This is a genomic window from Streptomyces mesophilus (genome assembly GCF_011044995.1).
GTDB classification, from domain to species: Bacteria; Actinomycetota; Actinomycetes; order Streptomycetales; family Streptomycetaceae; genus Streptomyces; species Streptomyces mesophilus.
Map to the genome: position 1 here is coordinate 49392 of NZ_JAAKZW010000008.1, position 15211 is coordinate 64602.

15 protein-coding genes are annotated in these 15211 nt (G+C 70.0%); 9 read left to right on the top strand and 6 right to left on the bottom strand.

All coding sequences use genetic code 11. The features are described from left to right. The first annotated feature begins 107 nt into the window (after window positions 1-107). The gene (locus tag G6045_RS04890) at window positions 108-752 is read left to right on the top strand and encodes a vitamin K epoxide reductase family protein (protein WP_165330541.1); all 645 of its coding nucleotides are present in this window, start codon (window positions 108-110) and stop codon (window positions 750-752) included. Between the two features lie 31 nt (window positions 753-783). Here G6045_RS04890 and G6045_RS04895 read toward each other — a convergent pair whose 3' ends face one another. The 3 genes from G6045_RS04895 to G6045_RS04905 form a co-directional block, all read right to left on the bottom strand. Further along, on the bottom strand, window positions 784-1053 hold the full coding sequence (locus tag G6045_RS04895; RefSeq protein WP_165330542.1) for a metal-sensitive transcriptional regulator: 270 nt from the start codon (window positions 1051-1053) through the stop codon (window positions 784-786). Between the two features lie 32 nt (window positions 1054-1085). Further along, window positions 1086-1655, bottom strand: a complete 570-nt coding sequence (locus G6045_RS04900) for a rhodanese-like domain-containing protein (RefSeq protein ID WP_165330543.1) — start codon at window positions 1653-1655, stop codon at window positions 1086-1088. A 103-nt stretch (window positions 1656-1758) separates the two neighbouring features. Continuing rightward, window positions 1759-3381, bottom strand: a complete 1623-nt coding sequence (locus G6045_RS04905) for an FAD-dependent oxidoreductase (RefSeq protein WP_165330544.1) — start codon at window positions 3379-3381, stop codon at window positions 1759-1761. 125 nt (window positions 3382-3506) lie between these two features. On the opposite strand from G6045_RS04905, the gene G6045_RS04910 reads away from it, so the two are divergent. Both G6045_RS04910 and G6045_RS04915 read left to right on the top strand, forming a co-directional pair. Further along, window positions 3507-4886 carry a replication-associated recombination protein A gene (locus G6045_RS04910; RefSeq protein ID WP_165330545.1) on the top strand — a complete coding sequence of 460 codons (1380 nt, stop codon included), beginning with the start codon at window positions 3507-3509 and terminating at the stop codon, window positions 4884-4886. 27 nt (window positions 4887-4913) lie between these two features. Continuing rightward, a complete protein-coding gene (locus G6045_RS04915; protein WP_165330546.1) occupies window positions 4914-5705 on the top strand; it encodes an HNH endonuclease family protein in 792 nt (263 codons plus the stop codon). A 19-nt stretch (window positions 5706-5724) separates the two neighbouring features. Here the strand turns inward: G6045_RS04915 and G6045_RS04920 are convergent, their stop codons facing one another. Beyond that, entirely contained in the window at window positions 5725-6666 is a 942-nt protein-coding gene (locus tag G6045_RS04920; RefSeq protein WP_165330547.1) for an SMP-30/gluconolactonase/LRE family protein, read from the bottom strand. Between the two features lie 111 nt (window positions 6667-6777). Between G6045_RS04920 and G6045_RS04925 the strand changes: the two genes are divergently transcribed. After that, window positions 6778-7242 carry an Lrp/AsnC family transcriptional regulator gene (locus tag G6045_RS04925; protein WP_165330548.1) on the top strand — a complete coding sequence of 155 codons (465 nt, stop codon included), beginning with the start codon at window positions 6778-6780 and terminating at the stop codon, window positions 7240-7242. Here the strand turns inward: G6045_RS04925 and G6045_RS04930 are convergent. Continuing rightward, window positions 7223-7912, bottom strand: coding sequence for a DUF2470 domain-containing protein (locus G6045_RS04930; RefSeq protein WP_165330574.1), 690 nt, complete (start codon window positions 7910-7912; stop codon window positions 7223-7225). The genes G6045_RS04925 and G6045_RS04930 overlap by 20 nt on opposite strands. Before the next feature lie 224 nt (window positions 7913-8136). Between G6045_RS04930 and rpsD the strand changes: the two genes are divergently transcribed. Then, window positions 8137-8751, top strand: a complete 615-nt coding sequence (rpsD, locus tag G6045_RS04935; RefSeq protein WP_052577478.1) for a 30S ribosomal protein S4 — start codon at window positions 8137-8139, stop codon at window positions 8749-8751. A gap of 27 nt (window positions 8752-8778) precedes the next feature. Here rpsD and G6045_RS04940 read toward each other — a convergent pair whose 3' ends face one another. After that, window positions 8779-10959 carry an ATP-binding protein gene (locus G6045_RS04940; protein ID WP_408056297.1) on the bottom strand — a complete coding sequence of 727 codons (2181 nt, stop codon included), beginning with the start codon at window positions 10957-10959 and terminating at the stop codon, window positions 8779-8781. Window positions 10960-11132: 173 nt separating this feature from the next. Between G6045_RS04940 and G6045_RS04945 the strand changes: the two genes are divergently transcribed. Genes G6045_RS04945 through ruvX form a run of 4 tightly spaced genes read left to right on the top strand, consistent with a single transcriptional unit; the run spans window position 11133 to window position 15103 of the window. Then, complete coding sequence (locus G6045_RS04945; protein WP_165330549.1) at window positions 11133-11585, top strand: DUF948 domain-containing protein; 453 nt, start codon at window positions 11133-11135, stop codon at window positions 11583-11585. Window positions 11586-11592: 7 nt separating this feature from the next. Continuing rightward, complete coding sequence (locus G6045_RS04950) at window positions 11593-11961, top strand: DUF6167 family protein (protein ID WP_165330550.1); 369 nt, start codon at window positions 11593-11595, stop codon at window positions 11959-11961. After that, a complete protein-coding gene (alaS, locus tag G6045_RS04955; RefSeq protein WP_165330551.1) occupies window positions 11961-14630 on the top strand; it encodes an alanine--tRNA ligase in 2670 nt (889 codons plus the stop codon). Before G6045_RS04950 ends, alaS begins: the two co-directional genes overlap by 1 nt. Beyond that, window positions 14630-15103 (top strand): Holliday junction resolvase RuvX, encoded by a 474-nt coding sequence (gene ruvX, locus G6045_RS04960; protein ID WP_165330552.1) that lies wholly within the window; start codon window positions 14630-14632, stop codon window positions 15101-15103. Before alaS ends, ruvX begins: the two co-directional genes overlap by 1 nt. The last annotated feature ends 108 nt before the right edge of the window (window positions 15104-15211 follow it).

Below are 15211 nucleotides of genomic sequence, written 5' to 3' on the forward strand. Positions count from 1 at the left end.
CCGGCACCACCGTCCGTACCGGCCCGTGTCCACCGAATGACGGACACCAAGGTTCGTACGGCACAATGACCCCACCGCAGACTCCCGAAAGTGATGGAAACGGTGCGATGAGCAAGACGACCACGGAACGCGACAGCGCCATCGACGAGGGTCCGCGGCCCGCACCGGCCGGAGAGGGCGTCGGCGGCAGCCGTGCCTACGCGATCCTCCTTGTGATCACCGGCCTCGCCGGACTGCTCGCCTCCTGGGTGATCACCCTCGACAAGTTCAAGCTCCTCGAGGACCCGAACTTCACCCCGGCCTGCAGCCTCAACCCCGTGGTGTCCTGCGGCAACATCATGAAGAGCGACCAGGCCTCGGCCTTCGGGTTCCCCAACCCGATGCTCGGCCTGGTCACGTACGCGATCATCGTCTGTGTCGGCGTGAGCCTGCTCGCCCGCGCCCGCTTCCCGCGCTGGTACTGGCTGACGATGAACGCCGGGATGCTCTTCGGTGTCGGGTTCTGCACCTGGCTGATGTACCAGTCCCTGTACAACATCAACTCGCTGTGCCTGTGGTGCTGCCTGGCCTGGGTCGCCACGATCACCATGTTCTGGTACACGACCTCGCACAACGTCCGGCACGGCCTGCTGCCCGCGCCGCGCGGTCTGCGCGGCTTCCTCGACGAGTTCACCTGGGTGCTGCCGGTGATGCACATCGGCATCATCGGCATGCTGATCCTGACCCGCTGGTGGGACTTCTGGACCAGCTGAGCGTCCTGGTCAGGCCGGCGCCAGTACCTGGTCAAGCCAGCGCCAGGAACAGCTTCTCCAGCTCCTCCTCGGTGAGCGGCGCCTGTTCGCCGGACTCGGCGGCGCCCGCGCAGTCCCGCATCCCCGAGGCGATGATCTTGAACCCGGCCCGGTCGAGCGCACGCGATACGGCGGCGAGCTGGGTCACCACGTCCTTGCAGTCCCGCCCGTCCTCGATCATCGCGATCACCCCGGCCAGCTGACCCTGCGCGCGGCGCAGCCGGTTGAGGACGGGGGTCCGGGTGTCTTCGTTGACCTTCATATGCGGCTCCTTGTCGGTCCGGCGTGGGGCGCTCAGGCGTTCTGCAGCGCCTCGCGTACGGGCGCGAGAGCCGCGGGCTGCGGACGGTTGAAGGGGAGCTTGCCGAGCATGACGGCCATGCCGCAGGTATTGCTCACGCCCGAGTAGACGAGCCCGCCCGCGATCCCGGCGGAGAGCAGCGCCGCCCAGGGCGTGACCAGGGAGCCGGCGAGCCCGACCAGGACAAGCGATCCGGCGGTGAACCGCACCTGCCGGTCCATGGCCCACACGTTCCGCTCCGGCAGCGCGGCGGTCTCGACGGGCAGGCCCGCCGCCCGCCAGGCGTCGGTGCCGCCGTCGAGGCTCCGCGCCTCGATCCCCGCCGCGGCGAGCTGCGCGCAGGCGGTCGACGAGCGCATCCCGGCGGCGCACACGACGATCAACTCGCGCCTGGCGGCGGCCGCACGCACCTCGTCGAGCAGCTGGGGAAGGCTGTCCAGCGGCAGGTTGAGGGCGCCGGGGACATGTCCTGCGGCGTATTCGCCGGGGCCGCGGACGTCGATGATCAGCGTCGTGCCGGTGTCCTTGGCGTCGAGTTCGGCGGGGGTGAGGGGCAGGCTCATGGGGGATTCTCCCTGGTTGTCGGGTGGGGCTTCGTGCGGCTTCTTGCGGTGGTACGCGGTTTCTTGCGGTGGTACGGGGATGAGGCGCCGAAGTCGTACGAGATCACGCAGCCGTGGCCGACCGCCCCGCAGCCCATGTCGCGTATCCGCCGTCGAGGTTGACCGCCTCGCGGCCGAGCCCGGTGAGCAGACGCTGGGCGTTGTGCCCGCGCAGCCCCACCTGGCAGTGGACGATCAGCTTGCCCTCGGGCAGTTCGGCTGCGCGGTCGCGCAGTTCGTCCAGGGGGATGTTCACGGCGCCCGGGATGGCGTCGGCGGCGTGCTCGGCGGGGGAGCGGACATCGACCAGTGTGCCCTCGGCTCCGTCGAGTTCATGCCACTGCACGGTGCGGGCAGTGCCGTTGGTGAGGTTCTCGGCGATGAAGCCGGCCATGTTCACCGGGTCCTTGGCCGAACCGTACGGCGGTGCGTACGCGAGCTCCAGATCCGCCAGGTCGCAGACGGTCAGGCCGCCGGCCATGGCCGTGGCGATCACGTCGATGCGCTTGTCCACCCCGTCATCGCCGACCGCCTGCGCCCCGAGGATGCGCTGGTCGCGCGGGTCGAAGAGCACCTTGAGCGCGATCAGGGAGGCGCCCGGGTAGTAGCCCGCGTGCGAACCGGGGTGCAGGTGGATCGCCTGGTACGGGTGGCCCGCCGCCCGCAGCCGCTTCTCGTTCCAGCCCGTGGCGGCCGCCGTGAGGTCGAAGACCTGCACGACGGCCGTGGACGTGGCGGCCCGCGCCCGCACCTCGCGCCCGGCGATCGCGTCGGCGACCAGTCGGCCATGGCGGTTGGCGAGGTTCGCGAGCGGTACGAGGACGGATTCGCCGGTCAGCGCGTCCCGCTTCTCGGCGGCGTCGCCGACCGCGTAGATGTCCGGATCGCTGGTGCGCTGCGTCTCGTCGACCGCGATACCGCCGCGCGGGCCGAGGTCGAGTCCGGCGTCGCGGGCCAGGGAGGTCTCGGGACGGACCCCGATGGAGAGCAGGACGAGGTCGGCGGGCAGCGACCGGCCGTCGGTGAGCTCCACGCTGCCGGCGGGCACCTTCGCGGCCTGCGCGCCGAGCTCGACCCGTACGCCATGGGTGCGCAGCCGGTCCGCGACCGGGGCGGCCATCTCGGGGTCGAGCGGGGTGAGGACCTGGTCGGCGAGCTCCACGAGCGTGACGTCCAGGCCGCGTTCACGCAGGTTCTCGGCCGCCTCGACACCGATGAAACCGCCACCGATGACGACGGCGCTGCGGACGTCGCCCGCGAGCGCCTCGGCGATCCGGTCGGCGTCACTCACGTCCCGCAGCGTGTGGGCGCGCTCGATGCCCGGGACGTCGGGGACGAAGGGCCGCGCGCCGGGGCTGAGGACGAGGCGGTCGTACGACTCCTCGTAAGTGCGGCCGGTGGTCAAGTCCCGGACCTCGACCGTGCGGGAGGCGCGGTCGATCCGGACCACCTCGTTGCGCACCCGCACGTCGATGCGGAAGCGGGCGGCGAGCGACTCGGGGGTCTGCAGGAGCAGGGCGTCGCGCTCCTCGATGGTGCCGCCCAGGTAGTACGGCAGCCCGCAGTTCGCGTAACTGACGTGGGCGCCGCGCTCCAGGACCACGATCTCGGCCCGCTCGTCGAGCCGGCGCAGCCGGGTCGCCGCGGACATCCCGCCGGCGACACCACCGATGACGATCACCTTCATTGCAGCCACTCCTGACGCTTTCCGCTTCGCTAGCCCCCTTTGCCCCGATACCCCCCACCGTATCATGGGTACCCCCGGGGGTATTTCTGGCCGGGTTGTCAGACCTGTGACCTAGGGTTGGCGTCGTGGAGCCCGATCTGTTTACCGCTGCCGCCGAAGAGCGCCAGGAGAAGGACCCGGCCGGCAGTCCCCTTGCCGTGCGGATGCGTCCGCGCACCCTCGACGAAGTCGTGGGCCAGGGGCATCTGCTGAAGCCCGGATCACCGCTGCGCCGACTCGTCGGCGAGGGCAGCGGCGGTCCCGCGGGACCCTCGTCCGTGTTCCTCTGGGGCCCGCCCGGCATCGGCAAGACGACCCTCGCCTACGTCGTCTCCAAGGCCACCAACAAGCGCTTCGTCGAGCTCTCGGCCATCACCGCGGGCGTCAAGGAAGTGCGCGCGGTCATCGAGGGCGCCCGCCGCGCGACCGGGGGCTACGGCAAGGAGACGGTCCTCTTCCTGGACGAGATCCACCGCTTCAGCAAGGCCCAGCAGGACTCCCTGCTGCCCGCGGTGGAGAACCGCTGGGTCACCCTCATCGCGGCCACCACCGAGAACCCGTACTTCTCGGTGATCTCCCCGCTCCTGTCCCGCTCGCTCCTGCTCACCCTCGAACCGCTCACGGACGACGACCTCAAGGGTCTGCTGCAGCGCGCCCTCACCGAGGAGCGCGGCCTGGGCGGCGCGGTCACCCTGACCGAGGACGCCGAGGCCCATCTGCTGCGCATCGCCGGCGGCGACGCGCGCCGCGCGCTCACCGCGCTGGAGGCAGGCGCCGGTGCGGCCCTCGCGAAGGGCGAGCAGGAGATCACCCTGCAGACCCTTGAAGAGTCGGTCGACCGGGCCGCGGTGAAGTACGACCGCGACGGCGACCAGCACTATGACGTGGCCAGCGCGCTCATCAAGTCCATCCGCGGCTCCGACGTGGACGCCGCACTCCACTACCTGGCCCGCATGATCGAGGCCGGTGAGGACCCCCGGTTCATCGCCCGCCGTCTGATGATCTCCGCGAGCGAGGACATCGGGCTCGCCGACCCCACCGCCCTGCCCACGGCCGTGGCCGCGGCCCAGGCGGTCGCGATGATCGGCTTCCCTGAGGCGGCCCTCACCCTCAGCCACGCCACGATCGCGCTGGCCCTCGCCCCCAAGTCCAATGCGGCCACGATCGCGATCGGCGCCGCGATGGAGGACGTACGCAAGGGGCTCGCCGGACCCGTACCGCCGCACCTGCGCGACGGGCACTACAAGGGCGCGGCCAAGCTGGGCCACGCGCAGGGCTACGTATATCCGCACGATGTGCCGGGTGGAATCGCCGCTCAGCAGTACGCCCCCGACGCGATCAAGGACAAGCGCTACTACCAGCCGACGCGTTACGGAGCCGAGGCCCGGTACGCGGATGTGGTCGACCGCGTGCGCGAGCGGCTCACCGGCGAGAGGGGCCCGGAGGGACCGGCCGACGGGCGATAGCCGTCACCCCCGCCTACGCTCGGCGACATGGCAGGCAGCACGGCAGGACGACGCGGGCGGTTCCGCGCGCTGCTGCTCGCCGCGTCCGCGGCGCTGACCGTGGCCGCGGGCTGCACCCCGCTCCAGGTCGAACGGGCCGAGGGCCGCTTCAACACCGCGTCGCCCACAGGGAAGACGCCACCGGCGAAGACGGAAAAGCCGACTCCCACGCCAACCCCCACCCAGACCCTCGCGAGCAAGGGCTTCCCGCCCGACGCCAAGACTGCCCGGGCGCAGTTGGCCAAGCTCTCCGTGGCGTGGGGGAAGAACTGGGAGACGTACAAAAGGGCGGAGTTCGGCGAGACCTGGTCGGACGCGGTCGATGTCCCCGGCGGCCGCAACGGCTGCGACACCCGCGACGACGTCCTGCGCCGGGACCTGAAAAACCTCAAGGAAGGCGACCGCAATCCGTGCGTCGTGGTCTCCGGCACCTTGGCCGATCCGTACTCCGGCAAGGAACTCCCGTACTACTACCGCCGCGCCTCGCAGATCGAGACCGACCACATCGTGGCGCTCGGCGCGGCCTGGCGCGCGGGGGCCTGGACCTGGACTCCGCAGCAGCGCCTCAACTACGCCAACGACCTGGACGTACTCCTTGCGACCGACAAGGAGACGAACACCGCCAAGAGCAGTCAGACCCCGGACAAGTGGAAGCCGCCGCGGCAGGCGTACTGGTGTGAGTACGCCCGCCGCTGGACCGGCATCAAGGCCAAGTACAAGCTGACGGTCACGGCCCCCGAGAAGCTCGCTCTCCAGGACCTGCTCGCGACCTGCAAGTAGAGCTCGTCAGCGGTACGCGTCAGCGGTACGGCTGGTACCCGGGCCCGGTCGGATGGATGCCCGTGACACCCATGACCACGGAGTAGAGGCTGGTCTCCGCCGTGACGAAGAGGCGGTTGCGCTTGGCGCCGCCCCAGGAGATGTTCGCGACGTCCTCGGGGACCACGAGCCGGCCGATGAGGGTGCCGTCCGGGTCGTAGCAGTGCACCCCGTCGCCCATCGCGGCGGCCCACAGCCGGCCGCCGTCGTCGAAGCGCAGATTGTCGAACCGGGCGCCCGCCCGTGCCTCGGCGAACACCTTGCCGTCCGAGAGGCTGCCGTCCTCCCGTACGTCGAAGACGCGGATGAAGCCGGCCCTGGTGTCGGAGACGAACAGCTGCCGTTCGTCGGCGGAGAAGACCAGACCGTTCGGCGCCCCGAAACAGTCGGCGACCAGGCGCACTTCACCGCTGTCCGGGTCGATCCGGTAGACGTTGTTGGCCCCGATCTCGCTCTCGGCCCGGTAGCCCTCGTAGTCGCTGGTGATGCCGAAGTCCGGGTCGGAGAACCAGACCGAGCCGTCGGACTTCACCGCCGCGTCGTTCGGGCTGTTCAGCCGCTTGCCCTGCCAGCGGTCGGCCAGGACCGTGACGGTCCCGTCGTGCTCGGTACGGCTCACCCGCCTGTTGCCCTGCTCGCAGGTGACCAGCCGGCCCTGGCGGTCGAGTGTGTTGCCGTTGGTGTGCCCGGCGCCGCGCCTGAAAACGCTGACGGCTCCGGTCTCTTCGTCCCACCGCAGCATCCGGTCGTTGGGGATGTCGCTCCAGATCACCTGACGCCACGCGGGCACATAGAGGGGCCCTTCCGCCCAACGGCACCCGGTGAACAGGACCTCCAGATCGGCGTCCCCGTTCATGCACCGCCCGGTGCGGAACCGCTCGTCGAACATCTCGTACAGCGAAGGACGCTCATCGACTGCCATGGGACCCCTCCCGGTCTGCACCGAGCCGCTCCTCACTGAACAGCATTCGGTTCGATGAGCAGATTGCAGGATGAGCTATGGTCCAGACAAGGGAACGCCGAAGGGAGAGTTGTGGATCACATTGACCGCGCGCTGCTGGTGCAGCTGCAGCAGGACGCCACGCAGTCCTACGCCGCGCTGGGGGAGGCGGTCGGCCTCTCCGCGGGCGCGGCTCATGAGCGGGTGCGCAAGCTGCGGGCACGCGACGTCATCCGTCGCACCACCGTGGACGTCGACCCGACGGCGCTGGGCGCCGGTGTACTGGCGTACGTCATGGTCGACTCGGCCGCATGGATGGGGGATTCGGGCGCGGACTTCGCGGCGATCCCCGAGATCCTGGAGGCGCACATCATCGCCGGCAGCGCCTCTGTTCTGGTCAAGGTCAGGACCGCGACCACCGAGCAGCTCCAGGACGTGCTGCGCCGGATCTATGCGATCGACGGCGTCAGCGGCACACAGGCCACGGTCGCCCTGGAGACCTTCTTCGAGCGTCCGGTGTCCCCGCACGCCGGTGACTTCAGTTCGCCGCGGCCGTGAACAACTGGTGCATCGCGCGGCGCAGATCCGTGATGTCCCGTACCGGCTCGGGGAAGTCGAAGCGCGCGTCGAAGCACTGACCCTCGCCGGTGAAGCGGATCCGCAGCCCGAACCGGTCGAGCGCCAACGGCACCGCCCGCTCCGTACGCGTCAGGCCGACCCGGGTGCCGAGCAGGGAACCGAGGAGCTGGACCTGGTCGCCGTGGGCCGCGTGCAGATGCTGCAGGAGCTCGGCCTCGTGCTCGGCGAGCGGATCGGCGGCCGCGGCGGCGAACGCCTCCGGTTCCACCTTGGCCGAGCCCCACAGGTCGTCGACCGAGATCTCGCCGAGCTCGAGCCGCAGCATCATCCGCCCCGGTTCGGCCTGCCCGGGTACGCGCGTCAGCCAGCCCGACAGCCAGGCCCGTCCCCGGATACGCTGAGGGACGGCCACCGGGGCCACGTCTGTGAGCTCAAGCACGGCCGACAGCTCGTCGTCCTGTGCGTGCGTCGCCGCTCGTACCGGCGGTGCGTCCGCCGGGAACAGCAGGTGGATGTCCCCTTCGGGCGTGACCTCACGGGCCAGCGGCATCAGCAGGTCCTGGGGTGCGCGGACGGCGCCCGGGACAAGCACCACCGCCGAGCATGTACTCTGTACGAGAGTTCGTGTGCGTTCGGCTGCTGACGGCAGTCGGGCGACTTCAAGCCTGCTGGGATGCGGCTGACCACGATCTGATCGGCCCGCCGTCATGTCGATGCCTTCGACGCCCTGGTCCTGTGTGTGCATAGGTCCCTCAGGGGCTGCATCGGCGTTCTTCGTGCTGTCCGTGATGGGTGTGGTTTTCCCTGGGCGAGACATGCGGTCTCCTTAAGTAAGGTGAGCCTAACCTAACCTATTTCGGAGGTCTGGAGAACGTGCCTAACCAGTCGCGTCCCAAGGTCAAGAAGTCTCGTGCGCTCGGCATTGCGCTGACGCCGAAGGCCGTCAAGTACTTCGAGGCCCGTCCGTACCCGCCGGGCGAGCACGGCCGTGGCCGCAAGCAGACCTCGGACTACAAGGTCCGTCTGCTCGAGAAGCAGCGTCTGCGCGCCCAGTACGACGTCTCGGAGCGTCAGCTCGTCCGCGCCTACGAGCGTGCCGCCAAGACGCAGGGCAAGACCGGTGAGGCCCTGGTCATCGAGCTCGAGCGCCGTCTCGACGCCCTGGTCCTGCGTTCGGGCATCGCCCGCACCATCTACCAGGCCCGTCAGATGGTCGTGCACGGTCACATCCAGGTCAACGGTGGCAAGGTCGACAAGCCGTCGTTCCGCGTCCGTCCCGACGACGTCGTGACCGTCCGCGAGCGCTCGCGTGAGAAGCCGCTGTTCCAGGTCGCGCGTGAGGGTGGCTTCGCCCCCGACGGCGAGACCCCGCGTTACCTCCAGGTCAACCTGAAGGCCCTGGCCTTCCGCCTGGACCGTGACCCGAACCGCAAGGAAATCCCGGTCATCTGCGACGAGCAGCTCGTCGTCGAGTACTACGCCCGCTGATCCAGCGCGCGTAGGACCCTTCAGCGGTCAGCCCGCCGCTTCCCCGCCCTTGGTGGGGGAGCCGGCGGGCTTTCGCGTTGCGCGGCCCGGGCGCGGCACACTCACCTGCGGCGTGTGCGGGGCCGGGGGCCGCTGCGAGGCCAGCGCGCGCTCCACCGCCTCGTCGAGCGTGAGGGCCTTGCCCTTCGCGATGCACTTCTCGTACCGAGCCCGCCCGAGCAGCTCGCCCGCCTGCTGCTGACACAGCGCGCGCGGCGAGCTGAAGTAGCCCGAGCCGAACAGCGGCAGACCGACCGAACCCCACACCGGCTCGGCGGCGCCCTGCAGTACGGCGGCTTCGGCGGGGTCGCCCTCGCTGGCCGTGACCAGGGCGAGCAGTTCGATCGCGAGCACCAGGCCCACCAGATCGTGGAAGGCGTGGTCGATCGTGATGCACTCGCGCAGCAGTGCGCGGGCGTGCACGAACTCGCCGCGCGTCCAGGCCGCATAGGCCAGCACGTACAGCGCGTACGCCCTCGTCCAGCGCTCACCGTGCTCGCGGCAGATCTCCTCGACCTCCTCGCACAGCCTCAGCGCACCCGCCAAGTCCCCTTGGAAGACCAGGGACATGGCCAGCTCGACCTGCCCCATCAGCACATTGCTGTTGAGCTCGCCGAGTTCCCGGTAGCGCTCGATGGCCTCGCGGATCAGCAGCTCCGCGCGCTCCATGTCGTCGGAGATCAGCGCGAGACAGCCGGTGCGATGGATGGCGTACGCGGCGGCCAGGGGGTTGCCGGTGCGGTCGGCCTCGTCGCGGCACTCCTGCAACGCGGCCAGTGCGTCGACGGTGTCGCCCTGCAGGATCGCCACGTAACCGAGCACCCACAGCGCCTTGAGGCGGGACTCCGGATAGTCCTCGGCGCCGTCGAGTTCGACACTGCGGTCCAGCCAGTGCCTGCCTTCCGCGAGACGGCCGCAACCGACCCAGTAGAACCAGAGCGTGCCCGCCAGATACTGACCGAGATGGGTCTCCTCGGGCTCGGTCAGGCAGAACTCCAACGCGGTCCGCAGATTGGGCAGTTCACTCTCGATACGGGTGGCGACGGCGGCCTGCCGCGGTGAGAACCAGTCGAGTTCGCACCAGGTGGCCAGGCCCATGTACCAGTCGCGGTGCCGACGCCGCATCCGGCCGCCGTCCCCGGTCGACTCCAGCCATTCACCGCCGTATGCCCGCACGGTGTCGAGCATCCGGTAGCGCACACCGGTCGGTGACTCCTCGCGGGTGAGGACGGACCGGTCGAGCAGCTCGCCGAGTACGTCGAGGACGTCCTCGGAGGGCAGACCGTGACCGCCGCACACGTACTCCGCGGCATCGAGATCGAACGGGCCGGAGAACACCGACAGGCGCGACCAGAGCAGACGCTGGACGGGGCTGCAGAGCTCGTGGCTCCAGCCGATCGTCGTCCGCAGGGTCTGGTGGCGGGGGAGTGCTCCGGTGCTGCCGCCCGTCAGGAGCGCGAAACGGTCGTCGAGGCGCTCGAGCAGCTGCTCCGGGGACAGGGCACGCAGCCGGCCGGCGGCCAGTTCCACGGCCAGCGGGATGCCGTCCAGGCGACGGCAGACCTCGACCAGAGCGTCGTCCTCGGCGACGGGGCCGGTCAGAGCCGCACGTTCGACGAGCAGGGCGGCCGCGTCCCGCTCGGGCAGCGGGCCGAGCGCGAGCACGCGCTCGCCCTCGACGTTCAGCGCGCGGCGCCCCGCAGCGAGCACCGTGAGCCCGGGGGAGCGGCGCAGCAGGTCACGCACCAGCGGGCCGCAGGCGTCGGCGAGGTGCTCGAACCCGTCGATGACGAGCAGCAGTTCACGGTCGGCGAGATGGTCGAGCAGGACGGACCGGGGCGGGCGCCCGGTGTGGTCGGTCAGACCGAACGTCTCGATGAGCGCGTGCTCGACCAGATCCGCCTCGCGTACCGACGCCAGCTCCAGCAGCCAGACGCCGTCGGCCTGCCCGCGGCGCACCCCTGCCGCCCGCAGCGCGAGGCGGGACTTCCCGACACCGCCGGGGCCGACCACCGTGATCAGCCGCGCCGCGCCCATCAGGGCGGCGAGCTCGGCCAGTTCGGTCGTGCGTCCGACGAAGGTGTCGAGTTCCAGAGGGAGATTGCTTGAGGGCGGGCCCGGCAAAGGGCGCTGAGACCGTCGCATGGGGAACGCAGCGTACTCAGCCATGCGCACTCCGTACAATCGGATCCCGCAACTCCCCTCGCGGTGAGCGGGAATCCGGTACGGTCCGCCAGGCGCGGCGCGATAAGGTCTGACGACGACTTATCCAATGGCCGACAAGGCTCGCAAGCCCCCAGGAGCTCAGCGCTCCGGGCCCCGACAGCAGAGAGCGGTGCAGCGTGACCGGTGGAGAGGTGGCCGGGATTCTTGTGGCCGTCTTCTGGGCGATCCTGGTCTCGTTCCTCGCCGTCGCGCTGGCGAGACTCGCGCAGACGCTCAAGGCGACCACCAAGCTCGTGGCGGACGTGACCGAGCAGGCCGTGCCGCTGCTCTCCGACGCCTCGGCGACCGTACGCTCCGCGCAGACCCAGCTCGACCGGGTCGACGCCATCGCCACGGACGTCCAGGAAGTCACCTCCAACGCCTCCGCGCTGTCCACCACGGTCGCCTCCACCTTCGGCGGCCCCCTCGTGAAGGTCGCGGCCTTCGGATACGGGGTGCGGCGGGCCGTCGCCGGGCGCAAGGGCGACGCGGACGTGCCGCGCAAGGCACCCAGGCGTACCGTGATCGTGGGCCGGGCGGTGCCTGCCGCCCGCCGGGGCAAGCGGAACGACAGGAACGCGAGGGACTGACGCAGCCATGTTCCGCCGTACCTTCTGGTTCACCGCGGGCGCAGCCGCCGGCGTGTGGGCCACCACCAAGGTCAATCGCAAGATCAAGCAGCTGACCCCCGAGAGCCTCGCGGCCCAGGCCGCGAACAAGGCGATCGACGCGGGCCACCGCCTCAAGGACTTCGCACTCGACGTCCGCGACGGCATGGCCCAGCGCGAGGCCGAACTCGGCGAGGCGCTCGGCCTCGAACACGACCCGGACGCCGAACTGCCCCCGCAGCGGCGTGTGGTCGCGATCGAGAACCACAAGCTGATTGCCGCGAAGCAGGACAAGAAGAACCCGAACTCGACGTACGAGAACGGCTCGTACACGTACAACCGGAATGAGGACCACTGATGGAGTCGGCTGAAATCCGCCGCCGCTGGCTGAGCTTCTTCGAGGAGCGTGGGCACAAGGTCGTGCCGTCGGCGTCGCTGATCGCAGACGACCCGACGCTGCTCCTCGTCCCCGCCGGCATGGTGCCGTTCAAGCCCTACTTCCTGGGCGAGACCAAGCCGCCGGCCCCGCGCGTGACCAGCGTGCAGAAGTGCGTGCGCACGCCGGACATCGAAGAGGTCGGCAAGACCACGCGGCACGGCACGTTCTTCCAGATGTGCGGCAACTTCTCCTTCGGCGACTACTTCAAGGAAGGCGCCATCAAGTACGCCTGGGAGCTGCTCACCAGCCCCCAGGACAAGGGTGGTTACGGCCTGGAGCCCGAGAAGCTCTGGATCACCGTCTACCTCGACGACGACGAGGCCGAGCGCATCTGGCACGAGGTCGTCGGCGTACCGAAGGAGCGCATCCAGCGCCTGGGCAAGAAGGACAACTTCTGGTCCATGGGCGTCCCCGGCCCCTGCGGCCCCTGCTCCGAGATCAACTACGACCGCGGCCCCGAGTTCGGCGAAGAGGGCGGCCCGGCCGTCAACGACGAGCGCTATGTGGAGATCTGGAACCTGGTCTTCATGCAGTACGAGCGCGGCCCGGGCACCGGCAAGGACGACTTCGAGATCCTCGGTGACCTGCCCTCGCAGAACATCGACACCGGTCTCGGTCTCGAGCGCCTCGCCATGATCCTGCAGGGCGTGCGGAACATGTACGAGACGGACACCCTCCGTGTCGTCATGGACAAGGCCACCGAGCTGACCGGCGTCCGATACGGAGCCGAACAGGGCTCGGACGTCTCGCTGCGCGTGGTCGCCGACCACATCCGTACCTCGGCGATGCTCATCGGCGACGGCGTCACCCCCGGCAACGAGGGCCGCGGCTACGTCCTGCGCCGCATCATGCGCCGCGCCATCCGCAACATGCGCCTGATGGGCGCCACCGGGCCGGTCGTCAACGACCTCATCGGCGTCGTGATCGACACCATGGGCCTGCAGTACCCGGAGCTCATCACCGACCGCAAGCGCATCGAGACCGTCGCGCTCGCCGAAGAGGCCGCCTTCCTCAAGGCCATCAAGGGCGGCACGAACATCCTCGACACCGCCGTCACCGAGACCAAGGCCGCCGGCGGCACGGTCCTCGCCGGCGACAAGGCCTTCCTGCTCCACGACACCTGGGGCTTCCCGATCGACCTCACCCTCGAAATGGCCGCCGAACAGGGCCTCTCGGTGGACGAGGACGGCTTCCGCCGCCTGATGAAGGAACAGCGCGACCGCGCCAAGGCCGACGCCCAGGCCAAGAAGACCGGTCACGCCGACATGTCCGGCTACCGCGAGATCGCGGACGAGGCCGGCGCCACCGACTTCATCGGCTACACGTCCCTGGAGGGCGAGTCCAAGGTCGTCGGCATCCTCGTCAACGGCGTGCCCTCGCCCGCCGCCGTCGAGGGCGACGAGGTCGAGATCGTGCTCGACCGCACCCCGTTCTACGCCGAGGGCGGCGGCCAGATCGGCGACACCGGCAAGATCCGGCTGCACTCCGGCGCCGTCGTCGAGGTCCGCGACTGCCAGAAGCCCGTGCCCGGTGTCTACGTGCACAAGGGCGTCGTCCAGGTCGGCGAGGTCACCCTCGGCGCCCCGGCCCAGGCCGTCATCGACGTGACCCGCCGCCGCGCCATCGCCCGCGCGCACTCGGCCACGCACCTCACCCACCAGGCACTGCGCGACGCGCTCGGCCCGGGGGCCGCACAGGCCGGTTCCGAGAACCAGCCCGGCCGCTTCCGCTTCGACTTCGGCTCCCCGTCCGCCGTCCCGACGGCCGTCATGACCGACGTCGAGCAGAAGATCAACGAAGTCCTCTCGCGTGAACTCGACGTCCAGGCCGAGGTCATGAGCATCGACGAGGCCAAGAAGCAGGGCGCCATCGCCGAGTTCGGCGAGAAGTACGGCGAGCGCGTGCGCGTCGTCACCATCGGCGACTTCTCCAAGGAGCTGTGCGGCGGTACGCACGTCCACAACACCGCACAGCTCGGCCTGGTCAAGCTGCTCGGCGAGTCCTCGATCGGCTCCGGTGTGCGCCGTATCGAGGCACTCGTCGGTGTCGACGCGTACAACTTCCTCGCCCGTGAGCACACGGTCGTCGCCCAGATCCAGGAACTGGTCAAGGGCCGCCCCGAGGAGCTCCCGGAGAAGATCTCCACCATGCTCGGCAAGCTGAAGGACGCCGAGAAGGAGATCGAGAAGTTCCGCGCCGAGAAGGTCCTGCAGGCCGCCGGCGGCCTCGCCCAGGGTGCCCAGGATGTACGGGGCGTCGCCCTCGTCACCGGTCAGGTGCCCGACGGCACCGGCGCCGACGACCTGCGCAAGCTGGTCCTCGACGTGCGCGGCCGCATCCCGGGCGACCGTCCGGCCGTCGTCGCCCTGTTCACCACGGTCAACGGCAAGCCGCTCACCGTCATCGCCACCAACGAGGCGGGCCGCGAGCGCGGCCTCAAGGCCGGCGACCTGGTGCGCACCGCCGCCAAGACCCTCGGCGGCGGCGGTGGCGGCAAGCCCGACGTCGCCCAGGGCGGCGGCCAGAACCCGGCCGCCATCGGCGAGGCCATGGCCGCCGTCGAACGCCTCGTGGCCGAGACCGCCTGATGACACTTTTGAGGCGCGGTCGCCGGCTGGCGATCGATGTCGGGGACGCCCGGATCGGGGTCGCCTCGTGCGACCCCGACGGGATCCTCGCCACCCCGGTGGAGACCGTGCCGGGACGCGATGTCCCGGCCGCCCACCGTCGGCTCAAGCAGCTCGTCGAGGAGTACGAACCCATCGAGGTGGTGGTCGGACTGCCTCGCTCCCTGAACGGGGGCGAGGGTCCGGCCGCGGCCAAGGTGCGGGCCTTCACCCAGGAGCTCGCGAAGGGGATCGCACCGATTCCCGTACGCCTGGTGGACGAGAGGATGACCACAGTGACGGCCAGTCAGGGACTGCGCGCCTCGGGCGTGAAGTCCAAAAAGGGTCGTTCTGTCATCGACCAGGCTGCCGCTGTGGTGATCCTCCAGAACGCTCTGGAGTCCGAACGGGCGTCAGGTAAAGCCCCGGGCGAGGGCGTCGAAGTGGTCATCTGATCGCGATACGGTAACGTTCCGCGCGATGCGCCGGTGTTCGAACACAGTGGGCGTGCAGCAGGAGAGGCGGAGGGATCCGGTCGCACAGCGTCCGGCGGCCGCCTCGCG

Excerpts from the sequence above, each read along its gene's own strand:
- G6045_RS04920 (WP_165330547.1), bottom strand. The coding sequence starts at position 6,666 with ATGGCAGTCGATGAGCGTCCTTCGCTGTACGAGATGTTCGACGAGCGG.
- alaS (WP_165330551.1), top strand. The coding sequence starts at position 11,961 with ATGGAGTCGGCTGAAATCCGCCGCCGCTGGCTGAGCTTCTTCGAGGAG.
- G6045_RS04915 (WP_165330546.1), top strand. The coding sequence starts at position 4,914 with ATGGCAGGCAGCACGGCAGGACGACGCGGGCGGTTCCGCGCGCTGCTG.
- ruvX (WP_165330552.1), top strand. The coding sequence starts at position 14,630 with ATGACACTTTTGAGGCGCGGTCGCCGGCTGGCGATCGATGTCGGGGAC.
- G6045_RS04900 (WP_165330543.1), bottom strand. The coding sequence starts at position 1,655 with ATGAGCCTGCCCCTCACCCCCGCCGAACTCGACGCCAAGGACACCGGC.
- G6045_RS04890 (WP_165330541.1), top strand. The coding sequence starts at position 108 with ATGAGCAAGACGACCACGGAACGCGACAGCGCCATCGACGAGGGTCCG.
- G6045_RS04940 (WP_408056297.1), bottom strand. The coding sequence starts at position 10,959 with ATGGCTGAGTACGCTGCGTTCCCCATGCGACGGTCTCAGCGCCCTTTG.
- G6045_RS04905 (WP_165330544.1), bottom strand. The coding sequence starts at position 3,381 with ATGAAGGTGATCGTCATCGGTGGTGTCGCCGGCGGGATGTCCGCGGCG.
- G6045_RS04950 (WP_165330550.1), top strand. The coding sequence starts at position 11,593 with ATGTTCCGCCGTACCTTCTGGTTCACCGCGGGCGCAGCCGCCGGCGTG.
- G6045_RS04895 (WP_165330542.1), bottom strand. The coding sequence starts at position 1,053 with ATGAAGGTCAACGAAGACACCCGGACCCCCGTCCTCAACCGGCTGCGC.